The following is a 14,545-nucleotide window of genomic DNA, read 5'->3' as shown; positions in this document are numbered from 1 at the left end:
CTTACAGCACGATCTTTTCGATGACGATGGTAATGATCAGGCCGATCACAGCAAAAAGAATGGCGTAGACTGCGGCGTATTGAGCAATATCTGCAGCGTTTCCTTTGCGGCGTTTGGCGTTAAAGCCCCCAAGCAAGGCCCCAATCAGAGCAGCTGCGATAACGATCATAACCGGCCGATCCTTCCTTTTAGCGGGTTAAGGGAACCGATCTCGCGCAGCTTTGCGCGGACGGCCCAATCCGGACCAAAGCCGTATCTTGCCCAGCCGATGCTGTCCACCCGTACTTCGCGCCCTGCGGTCACTTGTCCACCTAGGTCAAGCGCTTCGGCGCGCAAGAGCATGAGGGTCGACAAAAGCGCTGCGTTTTCGTGGCGGGCTGCCACGTCAAGGTGCGGGCGCAGGATCTCCAGAGCCTGATCAGGCTGGTTCTGGCTGATGGCAAAGGCGGCCAGTTGCGACGCGACATAAGCGCGGTGCAGGCGGGTGCGCGGGGAGGCGGCAAAGAATTTGTCCGCCGCAAGGAACGAGCGTTGCGCGGCAGAGGGATCTTCGGACTGCAGGATGCGGCCCATGGCATAATGCGAAAACCCACGACGGTGATCCTGCCAGCCCATGGCTGTCGCGATCTGTAGCGCCTCGTAGGCTGCGGCACGACGCTGCGCATCGCTGGCGACAGGACCAAGGGCGGTTTGGATGGCACCGATCCACGCGCGCGGTGTGCGTGAGATGTTGCGGCTTGGAATGCGTTCGCCAGCCGGGTTTAGGCGCGCAAGAATGGCTGGCAGGCGCTGGGCGACCTCACCTTGTGACATGCCGTTGCGCAGGGCCGGATCGTAATAGGCGCGCAGGACCAGCATATCGAACCCAGTCAGAACCGTGTGGACGTTGTCGTCGTTGAAGACAGAATCCGGCAAACGATACAGATCGTTCAGCGGGCCAATGGCCTGCGCCAGTTCTTCGTGCAGGCAGTCACGCACCTCTTGCGGGCTTGCGTCTGCGGGGATGAAAACAGCGACGCGTTCGCGGCGATCCATGCGGGACCAGTTCACGACAGACGTGCGGCGTGCTTTGCCGTATTCCGCCAAAGACGACACGTTTGGCACAACAAAACAGGCAGCCTGCGGCAGGTAACGGCGGATTTCCGAACGCGGCACAGCCTCGACCGTGACTTGGGACGAACGATCTTGCGACAATCCGATGTCGATCTGTGCTTCGGTCCGCAAACGGTGCACAACACGGTTCAGGTCTGATGGCAGCGTCGGCGGCGGCGATCCTGCGACACGAATGCGAATCGGGCCTTCGAAACGGGTAAGTTTGGTCAGGCCACGGCCGCTTTCCAGCGTGAAGGCCAGATCAAGGAAATCACGGGCGATATCGCGGTTCGATGCCTCGGGCGCGTAGGGGCGGGGCACCGCAAATGTCTTCATCGCGGGCAAAGTGCTTTCGGCCATGGTGGCGGCACGTGTGGTCACTTCGTTCGGCGAAACGGGCACACAAGCACCCAGCAGCAGATACAATGGAAGGATAAATCGACGCATCAGATACTCTGGGGTTGGAAGCTCAGGTTGAACACGTCAGTCGCGCCTTTGCAGCGTTTATCCGTGTCTTTGAACATCCGAACGAGCCAGAGAGTGACGGCGGCCAAGCCATAAAATTTCGGTTGGCGAAAGTGTGTGCTGTCTGTCAGGAAACCTGTTTCCGATACGGCCTTTGTGCCCTGCAAATCCATGCAGGATGTCGCGTCATTGGGCGTTGCCAATGCGGGCACAATATTTTGGGCGATGCGCGCAATGCACATCGTTTTAGAACCGTTGTCGGACACGTTTGAAGCCTGCCTGCTCAATTCGGATGTTCAAGACATCCATGTTTTTTTTGTCCACTGTTGGGACACTATAGGGCAAAATCAGGGAATTACGCCACGGTTGAGAAACGTGGCTTGTTAATTTTCCGACAACTTCCCTGAGTTTTATTAAAGTTATTTGTTTTCAGAGGGTTTTGAGCGGCTTTTCAGCAACAACTGCAGGTTGGGGTAGGGTGAAAACCACAAGTTTCAGCAATAAAATGCCGAATATCCTGTGTCCACCAATGCCACAATCTACGTCGGCGGAATGTGTTTTCGCGCGAAAGGCCGGACTTATCGGCCTTGGCGACGGGCCATGAACGCGAGTCTTTCGAACAGGTGCACGTCCTGTTCGTTCTTCAGCAGCGCACCGTGCAGCTTGGGCAGGGCATTCGCGCCATCGCGTTTCAGATCTTCGGGCTCCAGATCCTCGGCCAGAAGCAGTTTCAGCCAATCCAGAACCTCAGAAGTCGACGGTTTTTTCTTCAAGCCGGGCTGTTCGCGCACTTCGTAGAACTGCGTCAGCGCCTCGGTCAGAAGGGCGGGTTTGATGCCCGGGTGGTGTACTTCGACGATACGGCGCAGCGTGTCGGGATCGGGAAAACGGATGTAATGGAAAAAGCAGCGGCGCAGGAAAGCGTCGGGCAATTCCTTTTCGTTGTTCGAGGTGATGATCACGATCGGGCGGTTTTGCGCCTTGATCGTTTCGCCGGTCTCGTAAACGTGAAATTCCATCTTATCGAGTTCTTGAAGCAGGTCGTTCGGGAACTCGATATCGGCTTTGTCGACCTCGTCGATCAGCAGAACAACACGCTCATCTGCCTCGAACGCCTGCCACAGTTTGCCCTTGCGGATATAGTTCTTGACGTCATTGACGCGTTCGTCGCCCAACTGACTGTCACGAAGCCGGCTGACGGCGTCGTATTCGTACAGGCCCTGTTGTGCCTTGGTCGTGGATTTGATGTTCCATTCCAACATCTTGGCGCCCAAAGCGTCGGCGACCTGACGGGCCAGTTCTGTTTTGCCGGTACCGGGTTCACCCTTGACCAAAAGGGGGCGTTCCAAAGTGATTGCGGCATTCACGGCGACTGTTAGGTCGTCGGTGGCAACATAGCGATCAGTTCCGTCAAAACGTGCAGTCATCGTCAAGTACTCTTATTCAGGGTCCTGACTGAGGTAGACATCCCTGACGGCATTGGCAAGCGCTGCACGCAATAGCGCCATAACGTTATTTGACTGTGTGTTTACTTAGAAAACGACCTTTCGGTAGTGACATCCTGTGAACGTTCATTTAATGCCACGCCGTAGGGGAGCCGGTTTACTGGAGAGTATTTTTATCATGGCAGAAATCGGCATTACTAAGGGTACGGAAATGAAGCCTGAATCTTTTCTTCCTGATGATTACCGTCCTGCCGAGGACGAGCCGTTTATGAATGACCGCCAGCTTGAATATTTTCGGCGTAAGCTGGTTGCCTGGAAACACGAACTGCTCGCGGATAGCCGCGATACGATTGAGGGTCTGCAAGACAGCACCCGCAACATTCCGGATGTGACAGATCGCGCAAGCGAAGAAACCGACCGTGCCCTTGAGCTGCGGACGCGTGACCGCCAGCGCAAACTGGTGTCCAAGATCGACGCAGCACTGCGCCGCATTGATGAGGGCGAGTTCGGTTACTGTGAAAAAACAGGTGAGCCGATCAGCCTCAAGCGCCTTGACGCACGCCCGATTGCGACCATGACATTGGAAGCACAGGAACAGCACGAACGCCGCGAAAAAGTTCACCGCGACGATTGATCTGATCCGAAACTGAAATTTGAAACGCCGGGGCATGTCCTCGGCGTTTTGCATTTTGCAGCAAGGATTGATCTAAGGGCAGGGAAGTCTGTCAAAGGGTGGCTTATGGATTTGTCAAAGACGCAGATCGCGATTGTTGGTGGGGGCGTCGCCGGTCTGGCCTCGGCGCTGGCGTTGCATCGGTTCGGCGCACAGGTCACCGTTTACGAACAGGCCGATGCGCTGACCGAGATAGGAGCAGGGCTTCAGATTTCGCCCAATGGTGTCTGTGTTCTGCGCGCATTGGGGCTTTTGCCTGAATTCGACAAAACGCCCCGCGCACGCGCTGTGTCGCTGCGCGATTACGCTCAGGGTCGCGAAGTGACCCGACTGGACCTGTCCCGTTTGCCCGAGGATCAGCAATATCTGTTGGTGCACCGCGCTGATTTGATCGAGGTTCTGGCCCGCGCTGTCAGGCAGGCAGGTATTCCGGTTCATCTGGGCGCAGTGGTGCAGGAAATCACCGAAGGCAGCCCCGCAACGATCAAGTTTACATCCGGCGACGTGGCCAAAGCCGATCTGGTTGTCGCGGCAGATGGCCTGCATTCCGTTCTCAGACCGCATTTGAACCCCGCTACCAAGTCCTTTTTCACAGGGCAGGTGGCATGGCGTGCGATTGTCCCGAACGTCACGCATCACCCGTTTGAGGCACAGGTCCACATGGGGCCGGGGCGTCATATGGTCAGTTATCCACTGCGCGACGGATCGGTTGTGAACATCGTCGCGGTCGAAGAGCGTCAGGCGTGGGCGGATGACGGTTGGCATCATCAGGATGATCCGGAAAACCTTCGGCGTGCATTTGCTGGCTTCGGCGGTGGGGCGAAACCGCTTTTGCAAGCGGTGGAACAGGTCAATCTGTGGGGGCTTCATCGCCACCCGGTTGCGAAAACATGGGTTGGCGATGGTGTGGCCCTGATCGGCGATGCCGCGCATCCGACGCTGCCGTTTCTGGCGCAGGGTGCAAACATGGCGCTTGAGGATGCCTGGTGCCTGGCGGACAGTCTATCGAAGGCCGAGACCCAGAAAGACGGATTGGCGCGGTATCAGCAACGTCGCCTGCAACGCGTTCCGCGTGTCATCGCCACGGCCAACGGAAACGCGAAAAAATTCCATCTGTCCAACCCCTTGATCCGCCGCGCGGCCCATACAGTTCTGTCGTTGGGTGGCAGATTTGCCCCCGATCAGATGCTGCATCAGTTCGATTGGCTCTATGGATTTGATGTGACCCGACAAACTTAACGGGTTGCACTTTGGAAGGGGCAGACAGCACTGTCAGACAGGTCTAAACAGGCAGGGGGAGGCCCGAGACCATGGATAACTTCGATCAAATTCCCGAAATTGCCCTAAAGTGGCATCAGGACGGGACAGGTGCGGTTCTTGCGACGGTCGTGCAGACGTGGGGCTCGGCCCCGCGCCGCGTTGGATCGCAGCTCGTGATTTCGGGCAAGGGCGACATTCAGGGCTCTGTGTCTGGTGGCTGCGTCGAAGGTGCGGTCATCATGGAGGCAATGGACGTGCTGGAAAGCGGCACCGGCAAGATGCTGGAATTCGGCGTCAGCGATGAAGACGCCTTTGCCGTCGGTCTGGCCTGTGGTGGCACCATCCGCGTGTGGATCGAACCGGTTGGCGCGGCATTGCCCGAGCCGCTTCTGGCGGATCTTGTCGCGGCCCGTGCTGCCCGTGAACCCGTCGCTTACGTCATCAACACCGATACCGGCGACCGCCGTCTGGATCGCTCGGGCCATGAAAGCCGCTTTGCGATGGATCGCTCTGGGTTCGAGGATGACGAGGCAACCTTTGTTGGCATTCACAACCCGCCTCTTCGTATGGTGATTGTTGGTGCGGTGCATATCGCGCAGGCGCTGGTCAAAATGGCCCGCATCACCGGCTATGATCCCTACATCATCGACCCGCGCGAAGCCTTCGCGTCCGAGGCCCGTTTCCCCGGTGAAACCATCCTGACCGACTGGCCGGACGACGCCGTCGATGAAATCGGTTTGGACACGCGTACGGCCTTGGTTCTGCTGACCCATGATCCCAAACTGGATGATCCGGCTCTGGAACGCGCGCTGACGTCAAAATGCTTTTATATCGGTGCTTTGGGGTCAACCCGAACCCACGCCAAACGTGTCGAGCGTCTGGGCAAGGCTGGCTACACAGACGATCAAATCGCCCGCATCCACGGCCCTGTGGGGCTCAACATCGGCGCGGCGGGCCCGTCTGAAATCGCAGTTTCAATCATGGCGCAAATCACCAGTGCACTAAGGCTTGGCGTATGAAATTCGGACCAGTCCCGCTTGATCAGGCCAAGGGCGGTATCCTTGCGCATTCCTGCCCGTTGTCCAACGGGCGGCGGCTGCGCAAAGGCAAGGAACTGACCGACGATGACATCGAAACCCTGCGCACCGAAGGCCTGACCCAGGTCACTGTCGCGATATTCGAGGCACGCGATGTGCCCGAAGACGAAGCCGCTGACAGACTGGCCAAGGCGCTGGTCCCCGATCCCGAAGCGGCCCAGATCGCCTTGGGGGTCGCCGCAACGGGGCGGGTCAATGTCACCTCGCGCATCGCTGGGATCGCTCAGGTCGATGCAACGAAAATCCATGCGCTGAATCGCATCCACCCGATGATCACCGTGGCCACGGTGCCCGAATGGCAGCGGCTTGAGCCCAAAGATATGGTCGCGACGGTCAAAATCATCGCTTATGCGGTGCCGGAAACAGCGCTCGATGCGGCCTGTGCCGCTGCACGGGACGCAATTTCGATGCGCGCCCCGCAATATGAAACCGCCGATCTGATCCAAAGTACAATCGGCGATGAGAATGGCGAAAAAGGCCATAAGGCGATTGCCGAACGACTGGCGCGGCTCGGGGTGTCTTTGGGGGATAAATGCCTTGTCGGCCACCACGAAGACCAGATTGCAAACGCGCTGTTGGCGTCGGACGCAGAGGTGCTGTTCATCCTCACCGGTTCTGCCACCTCCGACATCCGTGATACCGCGCCCGAGGCGGTCGTGCGTGCAGGCGGGGTAGTTCACCATTTCGGCATGCCGGTCGACCCCGGCAACTTGCTGTTCTTCGGTGAATTGAACGGCAAACCGGTGATCGGGCTGCCCGGCTGCGCTCGCTCGCCTGCATTGAATGGCGCGGACTGGGTTCTGGAACGAATCCTCTGCGGCGTCACCGTTACGCCGGATGACATCGCGGCGATGGGGGTTGGCGGTCTGCTGAAAGACATCCCGCTGCGGGGCCGTCTGCGCAACGCCAATTCAGACTAGGTATTTTCTTTCCCCAAATACCTTGGGGGAATTGGCCAGAGGCCAAGGGGGCAAAGCCCCAAACAAAAAAGGCACGCAAAACGCGTGCCTTTCCCGAAATTCTGAACCGTCCCGATTACTTGTTCGGACCGATCATCATGACCATCTGACGGCCTTCCATCTTGGGCATGTTTTCGATCTTGCCCAATTCCTTGACGTCTTCTGCCACGCGTTCCAGCAGATCGCGACCGAGGTTCTGGTGGGCCATTTCGCGACCACGGAACCGCAAAGTGACCTTCACTTTGTCACCGTTTTCCAGAAACTTATACACGTTGCGCATTTTGACTTCGTAGTCATGCGTGTCAGTGTTCGGACGGAACTTGACCTCTTTGACCTCGATGATCTTTTGCTTTTTGCGCGCTTCGGCCTCACGCTTTTGCTGTTCGTACTTGAACTTGCCAAAGTCCATGATCTTACACACGGGCGGCGTTGCGTTCGGCGAAATCTCGACCAGATCGAGACCCGCTTCGTCAGCAAGCTCCATGGCACGTGCCGGAGTCACGACTCCGATGTTTTCCCCTTCAGCGCCAATCAGGCGAACTTCGGGGACGCGGATACGATCATTGACACGGGGGCCAGTTTCGCGTTGGGGCGGCGCATTATGCGGTCTGCGGGCTATGGTTTTGGTCCTTTCGGTACATTTATCGAATGCGCAAGGTAAACTTGGGCAGACGCGCTTTCAAGCGGCAAAACGTCAAATTTGCAGCTATTTCCGTCGCTTTACCCTTGAAGCCACGCATTGATGGGCGCATCTGATCACCGGGGGGCTGACAAACGGTTTTGTCACGAATGCCCTTAAGTGCCCAAAAAGGGAAAAGGTTATGAAAAATGTTCTTATTGGCGCAGCAGTTGTTGTAGCTGCCGGCGCTGGTTATTTTTGGTACATAGGTCAAACGCCGGAAGAGGCGATGGAGACTGTGTCCGAGGCAGCGACTACAGCGACGGAAACAGCGGCCAATGCAGCCGATGCTGCCGGCGAAGCTGCGGGCAACGCGGTAGACGACGCAGCCGCAGCAGTCGAGGGCGCAGCCGACGCAACAGCAGAAGCTGCTGCAAATCTGGCAGATACAGCAACCGAAGCGGCTGAAAATGCAGTTGACGCAGCCGCAGATGCCGCAGCCGCAGCAACAGAGGCCGCTGGTGACGCCGTAGACGCAGCGCAGGAAGCTGCCGCAGACGCAGCTGATGCGACAGCAGAAGCCGCAGGCGATGCAGCCACAGCCGCAGGCGATGCGGTTGATGCAGCGACAGACGCTGCCACAGACGCCGCAGCCGCAACAGCGGATGCTGCCGGTGACGCAGTAGATGCAGCACAGGAAACAGCAGCCGAAGCCGCTGATGCAGCTGCAGCTGTTGCCGCGGATGCCGCAGAAACAGCATCGAACGCTGCAGATGCCGCGACCGAAGCTGCATCTGACGCGGTAGATGCCGCAACAGAAACGGCCAAGGCAGCAGCAGACGCCGCAGCTGATGCAGCGGATGCTGCTACTGACGCGGCTGAAGAGGCCGTAGACGCTGCCGCTGACACAGCGACTGAAACAGCAGCAGAGGCGGCGGATGCCGCTGGCGACGCTGCAACAGAAGCGGCTCAGGCCGCGACCGAAGCTGCTGACGCTGCATCCGAGGCGGCTGATGCCGCTGCAGAAGCCGCAGACGCGGCAGCAGAAGCATCCGACGCTGCCGAAGAAGCAAACTCGGGTCTGGGTGAAGTTGCTGAACTGCTGACAGTCGAAGGTTTCGACTATGATAAAGTCATCGAAATGATCGACGGCTCCGAGCTGAACGCGATGGTTAAAACATCGACCAAAGCGGCTCTGACCCAAGCACGCGATAATCCGGAAATGCTGGAAGGCGTTCTGGAGAAGCTGAAAGACGCAATGGGCCTGACCCAGTAACGTCTGACAGATCGTCAAACGAAAACGGCGCGAAGTTTCCTTCGCGCCGTTTTTTTATTTCTTTTGCTTGGGTTTAGTCCAAGAACGCTTTTTCGACCACGTAGTGTTTCGGGTCCGAATTTGCGCCTTCTTCCAGGCCGTAACCTTCCAGCAGTTCTTTGATGTCGAGGTTGAACGCCAGGTTGCCACAGACCATCGCGCGGTCTGTTTCAGGGTTCAGCGGCTCAACGCCCAGATCGGCAAACACTTCGCCCGAGCGCATCAGATCGGTGATGCGACCCATCTTGGGGCTCTCTTCACGTGTCGTGGTCGGGTAGTACCGGATCTTGTTCAGGTTTTCTTCGCCGATCAGTTCCTGCATCAGCTCGTCCTGTTTGATGTCTTCGATCAGCTTGCGGCCATACTCCAACTCACCCACTTCGCGGCAGGTGTGGGTGATGATGACCTCGTCGTAGTCCTCATAGGTCTGGGGTTCGCGCAAGAGCGATGCAAACGGCGCAAAGCCTGTACCGGTCGAGAAGAACCAGATGCGCTTGCCGGGCAGCAGGGCGTCATGCACCAGCGTGCCAACGGGCTTGGGGCGCAGGATGATTTCGTCGCCGGGCTGGATGTGCTGCAGTTTGGATGTCAGCGGGCCGTCCTGAACCTTGATCGAGTAGAACTCGAGCTCTTCGTCCCAGCTGGGCGAGGCGATGGAATAAGCGCGCAGCAGCGGCTTTTGCTTGCCCGTCTTGGGGTCGGGGTCGCCCATCAGGCCGATCATCACAAACTCGCCCGAGCGGAAACGCAGCGACGCAGGGCGCGTTACGCGGAACGAAAACAGTTTGTCGGTCCAATGCTGCACCGATGTCACCTTCTGCGCGTCGGGCAGAGTGAGCTTGGGTGCTTCTTTCAGCTTGTCGCGGGTCGTATCGGAAACGATCGCTTGTTCGGTCATATCAAAATCCTCGCCGGAGCATCCGACGCCTCTGAGGTAATCCGGTTTGTGTCGTCACGAAAGGGGAGAGGTCTTTCGTGGGTCAATTAGCCCCGCACGCGGGACTGGTAGTCGTGCTGTTGCCAGTTGGCACGGGACAGCCATTGATCTTCGGGCTGACGGGCGGCCAGATCATCGTTGATCTCGACCTCGTCAAAACCGGACCGGCGTGCCATGGCGTATTGCTCGGCAATCACGTGCCCTGCCGCCCGCAGGCGACCTTGGTAGCCACGTAAGCGCAAAAGGCGACCCAGTGTAAAGCCACGACCATCCGAAAAGGACGGAAAGGCCACGCGCACCATGTCGGCACCCTTGGTCAGGGTTTCAAGTTCTTCCGGCGACGTATCCGATGCGATCTCGACCGTTGCGCCCGTCCAATCGTCTGCGGCAAAACCGCTGTCTGTTACGATCACGCTCATGCGCTTTCTCCTTGTCTTGCGACGCGACCATCCACGATGTGAATGCCGCACTCTTCCTTGTCCTCACCGCGCCAGCGACCGGCACGGGGGTCTTCACCTGCGGCGACCTTACTGGTGCACGGGTGGCATCCGATCGACGGATAGCCTTGAGCGACCAGCGGGTGGCGGGGCAGGCGGTTTTCATCCATGTAGTTGCGCACGTCCTCGGGGTTCCAATGCGCAAGCGGGTTCACTTTGATCCGGCCTGTGGCCTCTTCGAGTTCAAAGAACTCAAGGCTGGCGCGGCTGCCTGACTGGTACCGTTTGCGACCGGTGATCCAACCGTCAAACCCGTCCAACGCCTGTTCCAGAGGAAGCGTTTTACGCAGGGCGCAGCAGGCATCCTTGTCCGAGAACCGCAACGCACCGTAGGGGTCGTTGGCCGCAAGTTCCTGTTCCGATGTCCGGATGATCCGCACATCTTTCAGGCCCAGACGTTCCGATACCTCTGCCTGATAGGCCAGCGTTTCGGGAAACAGCAGGCGCGTGTCGATGAACAGCACCGGTGTATTCCGGTCGACCATGGCAATCAGGTGCAACAAGGCCACGGATTCCGCACCAAAGCTGGACACCATCGCGATCTTGCCTGCCTCGGGATCCTTCAAAGCACCGCGCAGCACGTCGGTCGCGCCGTGATGGCGATACCGGTCGTTCAGGGATTTGACCCTGTCGGCTAATGCCTGAAGGTCGGCAACGCTTGTACCGCCTTCGGCATCGCCCGAGGGGCGTCTATTATGCAGCATCGGCCTTTGCCTCTTCCTTGGGGGGATACAGCGCGGCTTTGAACGGCTCCATGCCGGTGCGACGATACGTTTCGAGGAACGTTTCGTCTGCGCTGCTGCGAACCGCCAGATAGGTGCGCACGATGGTTTCGATGGCATCTACGACCGATTCAGCTGGGAAGCCGGGACCCGTCCGGTCGCCCAGATTGGCGTTCTCGGAATGATCGCCGCCCAGAGTGATCTGGTAGTTTTCGACGCCGGCGCGATCCAGACCCAGAATGCCGATGTGGCCCACGTGGTGGTGACCACATGCGTTGATGCAGCCGGAAATCTTGATCTTGATGTCACCGATTTCGTGCTCAAGCTTCAGTTCGTCGAACCGAACGGCAATTTCCTGTGCAATCGGGATCGAGCGGGCCGTGGCCAGTGCGCAGTAGTCCATACCCGGGCATGCGATGATGTCCGAGATCAGGCCGATGTTAGCCGTTGCCAGACCAACCTTTTTCAGCTCGGCGTGCAGCGCGGGCAGGTCGGATTTATGGACGTGCGGGAGCACGACGTTCTGTTCGTGGCTGATGCGCAGTTCGTCGTGGCCGTATTTCTCGGCCAGATCCGCCATGACTTCCATCTGCTCGGCGCTTGCATCGCCCGGCGTTTCGCCGTGGGCCTTGATGCTGATCTGCGCGATGGCATAGCCGTTGATCTTGTGTTCGGTCAGGTTTGTATCGGCCCACGAACGGAAGACCGGATCGTTTTCATAGGCTTGATCAAACGCATCCGTCGGCGCGTTGCGGAACGCGGGCGGGTGGAAGTGCTTGCGGATTTCGGCCAGCAACTGCTGATCGACGCCTTTGAAGGTCGGCTTGACCTCGGCAAAGCGGGCATCCACCAAGCGGCGGATTTCGTCGATGCCGTGTTCATGCACCGTGATTTTGATCCGCGCTTTGTATTTGTTGTCGCGACGGCCCAGAACGTTCCAGACGGATACGATGGCCTCAAGATACGGCAGCAGGTCTTCTTCGGTCACGAAGTCCGAGATCACCTTGCCAATCATCGGGGTCCGGCCAAGGCCACCGCCGACGATGACCTGATAGCCGATCTCGCCGTCTTTCTCGACAATGCGGATGCCGATGTCGTGGGCGGCTGTCACGGCACGGTCGTTCGGGCTGCCGGTGATGGCGATTTTGAACTTGCGGGGCATGAACTGGAATTCGGGGTGGTCTGTGGACCACTGGCGGATCAATTCGGCAACGGGACGCGGATCGGCGATTTCGTCGGCGGCGGCACCTGCGAAATGGTCTGCGGTCACGTTACGGATCGTGTTGCCCGATGTCTGGATGGCGTGCATGCCAACTTCGCCCAGCGCATCCAGAATGTCCGGCACGTCGTTCAGCTTGGGCCAGTTGTACTGGATGTTCTGGCGTGTGGTGAAGTGGCCATAGCCCTTATCCCAACGCTGCGCGATATACGCCAACTGACGCATCTTGGCGCTGTCGAGCGAGCCATAAGGGATCGCGACGCGCAGCATATAGGCGTGCAGCTGCAGATACAGGCCGTTCATCAGGCGGAGAGGGCGGAATTCGTCTTCGGTCAGGGAGCCGTCAATGCGGCGTTCAACCTGAGCGCGGAACTGGCGGTTCCGTTCTGCGATGAAGTCTGTGTCAAACTCGGAGTAAGCGTACATCTTTACGTGTCCTTGTGCTGGAGCCAGCGCTGGGTCCTAAGATCGGGTGTCTGCGGCGGGGGTCAGGCTTCGGCCTGTTTGCCGTGGAAATAGTTGGAGGGGCCGGTGCGGCGGAAATCTTCGCGGAAATGCGTGGGCTCGGGGCCATCTTCAGTGACTTTGACGTCAGCCAGATACGCGCCAACAACTTCGGCAGCCTGCGATTCAGCGGCCAAAAGGCGAACCTGCGCAACGGCCTCATCTGTGATGACTTCGGCGTCTTTCAGATTGCGGGTCCAGCTGTCGCTGTCGGTGAAATAGATGACATCGCCTTCCAGCAATGCGTTTCCGGTAACAACCTTGGGGGTAAAGGCGCGGGGCATCAGGCAAACTCCTGTGTCTTGATTTGGGACAGCACCGCATCCACAGAACGTGGTGCGAGGCCATAAAGGGTCAGTGCAGGGCCGGAGAGATCGGCCTCGGCAATGTCATGTGCCAGATTGGCAAGTGTGGTCGGCAGCACGCGCTGATCGGCGCGCGATGCGTTTTCGATGATTGTGACGGGGGTCGCCGGATCAGCGCCGTGCATGATCAGGCGGCCTTGGATGAAACGCGCGGCTTTTTTGCCCATGTAGATGGCTGCCACCTCGCCCGAACGGGCAAGGATCTTCCAATCGTGATCGGCAAAGCCTTTCATGTCGTGGCCGGTCAGGAAGCGGACCGACGCATTGCGGCCTCTTCTGGTCAGGCTTTGGCCGATGCTGGCAACAGATGCCGACGCGGCGGTGATGCCCGGAACGATGTTCCAGCCGATGCCAGCGTCGTTGCAAGCGTCCAGTTCTTCATCCAGACGGCCAAAAACGGTCGGATCGCCGGATTTCAGGCGCACGACCTGCGCGCCAGCCTTGGCGTGCTTCACGATCAACGCGTTGATGTCTTCCTGTTTCATCGACGGGCCAAAGCCCTCTTTGCCAGCGTCAATCAGGATCGCTTCACGGCGGGCGAGTTCCAGAATCTCGCTGCTGATCAGACGGTCGTGGATCACCACGTCTGCTGTATCCAGCGCGTTGCGGGCTTTCAGGGTCAGAAGCTCGGGATCGCCCGGTCCGCCGCCGACAAAGGAGACGTGGCCTACTTTGTCCTGTGTGTTCAGGTGCTGCTCCAGAAGGGTTTCCAGCGCAGGGCGTACGGCATCTTCGCCCTCGGCGATCGCGCGGGTGCCTTGGTTGAAATAGTAGTCTGCCCAGAAATCACGACGCTTGCGGCCCATGGGCAGGGCATCCGCCATTTTGCGGAACGCTTTGCCGATACGCGCCAAAGCGCCCAGCTGTGTCGGCAGGCGTTCTTCCAGATCGGCCTTGATCGCGCGCGCCAGAACGGGCGCGGCGCCTTCGGTGCCGATGGCGACGGTGACGGGATCACGATCCACGATGGCGGGTGTGATGAACTGGCTGTCTTGCAGATTGTCGACCGTGTTGGTCAGCGCGCCATCTGCACGAGCCAAGGCAACCGTGCGGGCGTCTTCGGCCTCGTCTTCATCTGCGGCATAGAACAGAACCGCGCAGGTCGCATCGCCGGGTTCCATTGCACGGCGGATGATACGCAGCTTGCCGTCTGCTTCCCACGCTTCGATTTCTTTCGCGGGTGCGGGGGTGATGACTGTCAGGTTTGCTTCTGTCTTTAAAAGCAGGCGCAATTTGGCAATTGCCGCATCGCCGCCGCCCGAAAGGACGACGCGTCGCCCGGCCAGGGCCACGAAGATCGGAAAATGCTGCATCGGGGGCGACTCCTGCTGCGACTGCAAACGTCCCTGTTATATAGAATTTTGTTCCGCTTTCTG

Annotated in this window: 16 protein-coding genes; 5 read left to right on the top strand and 11 right to left on the bottom strand. The window is 58.7% G+C overall.

Features of this window, described 5'->3' with window-relative positions:
- Nucleotide 1 precedes the first annotated feature (1 nt).
- The 4 genes from C4S59_RS01035 to C4S59_RS01020 all read right to left on the bottom strand — a co-directional run bounded on the left by C4S59_RS01035 (nt 2) and on the right by C4S59_RS01020 (nt 2,984).
- Nucleotides 2-169, bottom strand: coding sequence for an apolipoprotein acyltransferase (locus tag C4S59_RS01035; RefSeq protein ID WP_103908623.1), 168 nt, complete (start codon nt 167-169; stop codon nt 2-4).
- Nucleotides 166-1,539 carry a DUF2927 domain-containing protein gene (locus tag C4S59_RS01030; protein WP_103908622.1) on the bottom strand — a complete coding sequence of 458 codons (1,374 nt, stop codon included), beginning with the start codon at nt 1,537-1,539 and terminating at the stop codon, nt 166-168. The genes C4S59_RS01035 and C4S59_RS01030 overlap by 4 nt, the downstream gene beginning before the upstream one ends.
- Entirely contained in the window at nt 1,539-1,823 is a 285-nt protein-coding gene (locus tag C4S59_RS01025) for a hypothetical protein (RefSeq protein ID WP_146064493.1), read from the bottom strand. Before C4S59_RS01025 ends, C4S59_RS01030 begins: the two co-directional genes overlap by 1 nt.
- 312 nt (nt 1,824-2,135) lie before the next feature.
- Nucleotides 2,136-2,984 (bottom strand): AAA family ATPase, encoded by an 849-nt coding sequence (locus C4S59_RS01020; RefSeq protein ID WP_103908620.1) that lies wholly within the window; start codon nt 2,982-2,984, stop codon nt 2,136-2,138.
- 196 nt (nt 2,985-3,180) lie between these two features.
- Between C4S59_RS01020 and dksA the strand changes: the two genes are divergently transcribed.
- From dksA to C4S59_RS01000, 4 genes are all read left to right on the top strand, one after another.
- Complete coding sequence (gene dksA, locus C4S59_RS01015; protein WP_103908619.1) at nt 3,181-3,636, top strand: RNA polymerase-binding protein DksA; 456 nt, start codon at nt 3,181-3,183, stop codon at nt 3,634-3,636.
- Nucleotides 3,637-3,741: 105 nt separating this feature from the next.
- Nucleotides 3,742-4,914, top strand: a complete 1,173-nt coding sequence (locus tag C4S59_RS01010; protein WP_103908618.1) for an FAD-dependent oxidoreductase — start codon at nt 3,742-3,744, stop codon at nt 4,912-4,914.
- Between the two features lie 71 nt (nt 4,915-4,985).
- Nucleotides 4,986-5,954 carry an XdhC family protein gene (locus C4S59_RS01005; RefSeq protein ID WP_103908617.1) on the top strand — a complete coding sequence of 323 codons (969 nt, stop codon included), beginning with the start codon at nt 4,986-4,988 and terminating at the stop codon, nt 5,952-5,954.
- The gene (locus C4S59_RS01000; RefSeq protein WP_103908616.1) at nt 5,951-6,952 is read left to right on the top strand and encodes a molybdopterin-binding protein; all 1,002 of its coding nucleotides are present in this window, start codon (nt 5,951-5,953) and stop codon (nt 6,950-6,952) included. Before C4S59_RS01005 ends, C4S59_RS01000 begins: the two co-directional genes overlap by 4 nt.
- 115 nt (nt 6,953-7,067) lie before the next feature.
- On the opposite strand, the gene infC is transcribed toward C4S59_RS01000, so the two are convergent.
- Nucleotides 7,068-7,523: a translation initiation factor IF-3 gene (infC, locus tag C4S59_RS00995; protein ID WP_234994676.1), complete on the bottom strand. Its 456-nt coding sequence runs from the start codon at nt 7,521-7,523 to the stop codon at nt 7,068-7,070.
- Nucleotides 7,524-7,812: 289 nt separating this feature from the next.
- On the opposite strand from infC, the gene C4S59_RS19540 reads away from it, so the two are divergent.
- A complete protein-coding gene (locus C4S59_RS19540) occupies nt 7,813-8,886 on the top strand; it encodes a hypothetical protein (RefSeq protein ID WP_160006710.1) in 1,074 nt (357 codons plus the stop codon).
- 73 nt (nt 8,887-8,959) lie between these two features.
- Here the strand turns inward: C4S59_RS19540 and C4S59_RS00985 are convergent, their stop codons facing one another.
- The 6 genes from C4S59_RS00985 to cysG form a co-directional block, all read right to left on the bottom strand.
- On the bottom strand, nt 8,960-9,823 hold the full coding sequence (locus tag C4S59_RS00985; RefSeq protein WP_103908614.1) for a ferredoxin--NADP reductase: 864 nt from the start codon (nt 9,821-9,823) through the stop codon (nt 8,960-8,962).
- Between the two features lie 86 nt (nt 9,824-9,909).
- The gene (locus C4S59_RS00980; RefSeq protein WP_103908613.1) at nt 9,910-10,281 is read right to left on the bottom strand and encodes a DUF934 domain-containing protein; all 372 of its coding nucleotides are present in this window, start codon (nt 10,279-10,281) and stop codon (nt 9,910-9,912) included.
- Nucleotides 10,278-11,063: a phosphoadenylyl-sulfate reductase gene (locus C4S59_RS00975; RefSeq protein WP_103908612.1), complete on the bottom strand. Its 786-nt coding sequence runs from the start codon at nt 11,061-11,063 to the stop codon at nt 10,278-10,280. The genes C4S59_RS00980 and C4S59_RS00975 overlap by 4 nt, the downstream gene beginning before the upstream one ends.
- Nucleotides 11,053-12,726 (bottom strand): nitrite/sulfite reductase, encoded by a 1,674-nt coding sequence (locus C4S59_RS00970; RefSeq protein ID WP_103908611.1) that lies wholly within the window; start codon nt 12,724-12,726, stop codon nt 11,053-11,055. The genes C4S59_RS00975 and C4S59_RS00970 overlap by 11 nt, the downstream gene beginning before the upstream one ends.
- A 62-nt stretch (nt 12,727-12,788) precedes the next feature.
- Complete coding sequence (locus tag C4S59_RS00965; protein ID WP_103908610.1) at nt 12,789-13,088, bottom strand: DUF2849 domain-containing protein; 300 nt, start codon at nt 13,086-13,088, stop codon at nt 12,789-12,791.
- Nucleotides 13,088-14,482, bottom strand: a complete 1,395-nt coding sequence (gene cysG / locus C4S59_RS00960; RefSeq protein WP_103908609.1) for a siroheme synthase CysG — start codon at nt 14,480-14,482, stop codon at nt 13,088-13,090. Before cysG ends, C4S59_RS00965 begins: the two co-directional genes overlap by 1 nt.
- Nucleotides 14,483-14,545: the final 63 nt, after the last annotated feature.

The sequence above is a fragment of the Thalassococcus halodurans genome, from assembly GCF_900108225.1.
In the GTDB taxonomy this organism is placed as follows: Bacteria; Pseudomonadota; Alphaproteobacteria; order Rhodobacterales; family Rhodobacteraceae; genus Thalassococcus; species Thalassococcus halodurans.
The sequence above is the reverse complement of the archived record's forward strand: the minus strand, read 5'-3'. Positions and strand labels throughout refer to the sequence as shown.

Excerpts from the sequence above, each read along its gene's own strand:
- C4S59_RS01035 (WP_103908623.1), bottom strand. The coding sequence starts at position 169 with ATGATCGTTATCGCAGCTGCTCTGATTGGGGCCTTGCTTGGGGGCTTT.
- C4S59_RS01030 (WP_103908622.1), bottom strand. The coding sequence starts at position 1,539 with ATGCGTCGATTTATCCTTCCATTGTATCTGCTGCTGGGTGCTTGTGTG.
- C4S59_RS01020 (WP_103908620.1), bottom strand. The coding sequence starts at position 2,984 with ATGACTGCACGTTTTGACGGAACTGATCGCTATGTTGCCACCGACGAC.
- dksA (WP_103908619.1), top strand. The coding sequence starts at position 3,181 with ATGGCAGAAATCGGCATTACTAAGGGTACGGAAATGAAGCCTGAATCT.
- C4S59_RS01010 (WP_103908618.1), top strand. The coding sequence starts at position 3,742 with ATGGATTTGTCAAAGACGCAGATCGCGATTGTTGGTGGGGGCGTCGCC.
- C4S59_RS01005 (WP_103908617.1), top strand. The coding sequence starts at position 4,986 with ATGGATAACTTCGATCAAATTCCCGAAATTGCCCTAAAGTGGCATCAG.
- C4S59_RS01000 (WP_103908616.1), top strand. The coding sequence starts at position 5,951 with ATGAAATTCGGACCAGTCCCGCTTGATCAGGCCAAGGGCGGTATCCTT.
- C4S59_RS19540 (WP_160006710.1), top strand. The coding sequence starts at position 7,813 with ATGAAAAATGTTCTTATTGGCGCAGCAGTTGTTGTAGCTGCCGGCGCT.
- C4S59_RS00985 (WP_103908614.1), bottom strand. The coding sequence starts at position 9,823 with ATGACCGAACAAGCGATCGTTTCCGATACGACCCGCGACAAGCTGAAA.
- C4S59_RS00980 (WP_103908613.1), bottom strand. The coding sequence starts at position 10,281 with ATGAGCGTGATCGTAACAGACAGCGGTTTTGCCGCAGACGATTGGACG.
- C4S59_RS00975 (WP_103908612.1), bottom strand. The coding sequence starts at position 11,063 with ATGCTGCATAATAGACGCCCCTCGGGCGATGCCGAAGGCGGTACAAGC.
- C4S59_RS00970 (WP_103908611.1), bottom strand. The coding sequence starts at position 12,726 with ATGTACGCTTACTCCGAGTTTGACACAGACTTCATCGCAGAACGGAAC.
- C4S59_RS00965 (WP_103908610.1), bottom strand. The coding sequence starts at position 13,088 with ATGCCCCGCGCCTTTACCCCCAAGGTTGTTACCGGAAACGCATTGCTG.
- cysG (WP_103908609.1), bottom strand. The coding sequence starts at position 14,482 with ATGCAGCATTTTCCGATCTTCGTGGCCCTGGCCGGGCGACGCGTCGTC.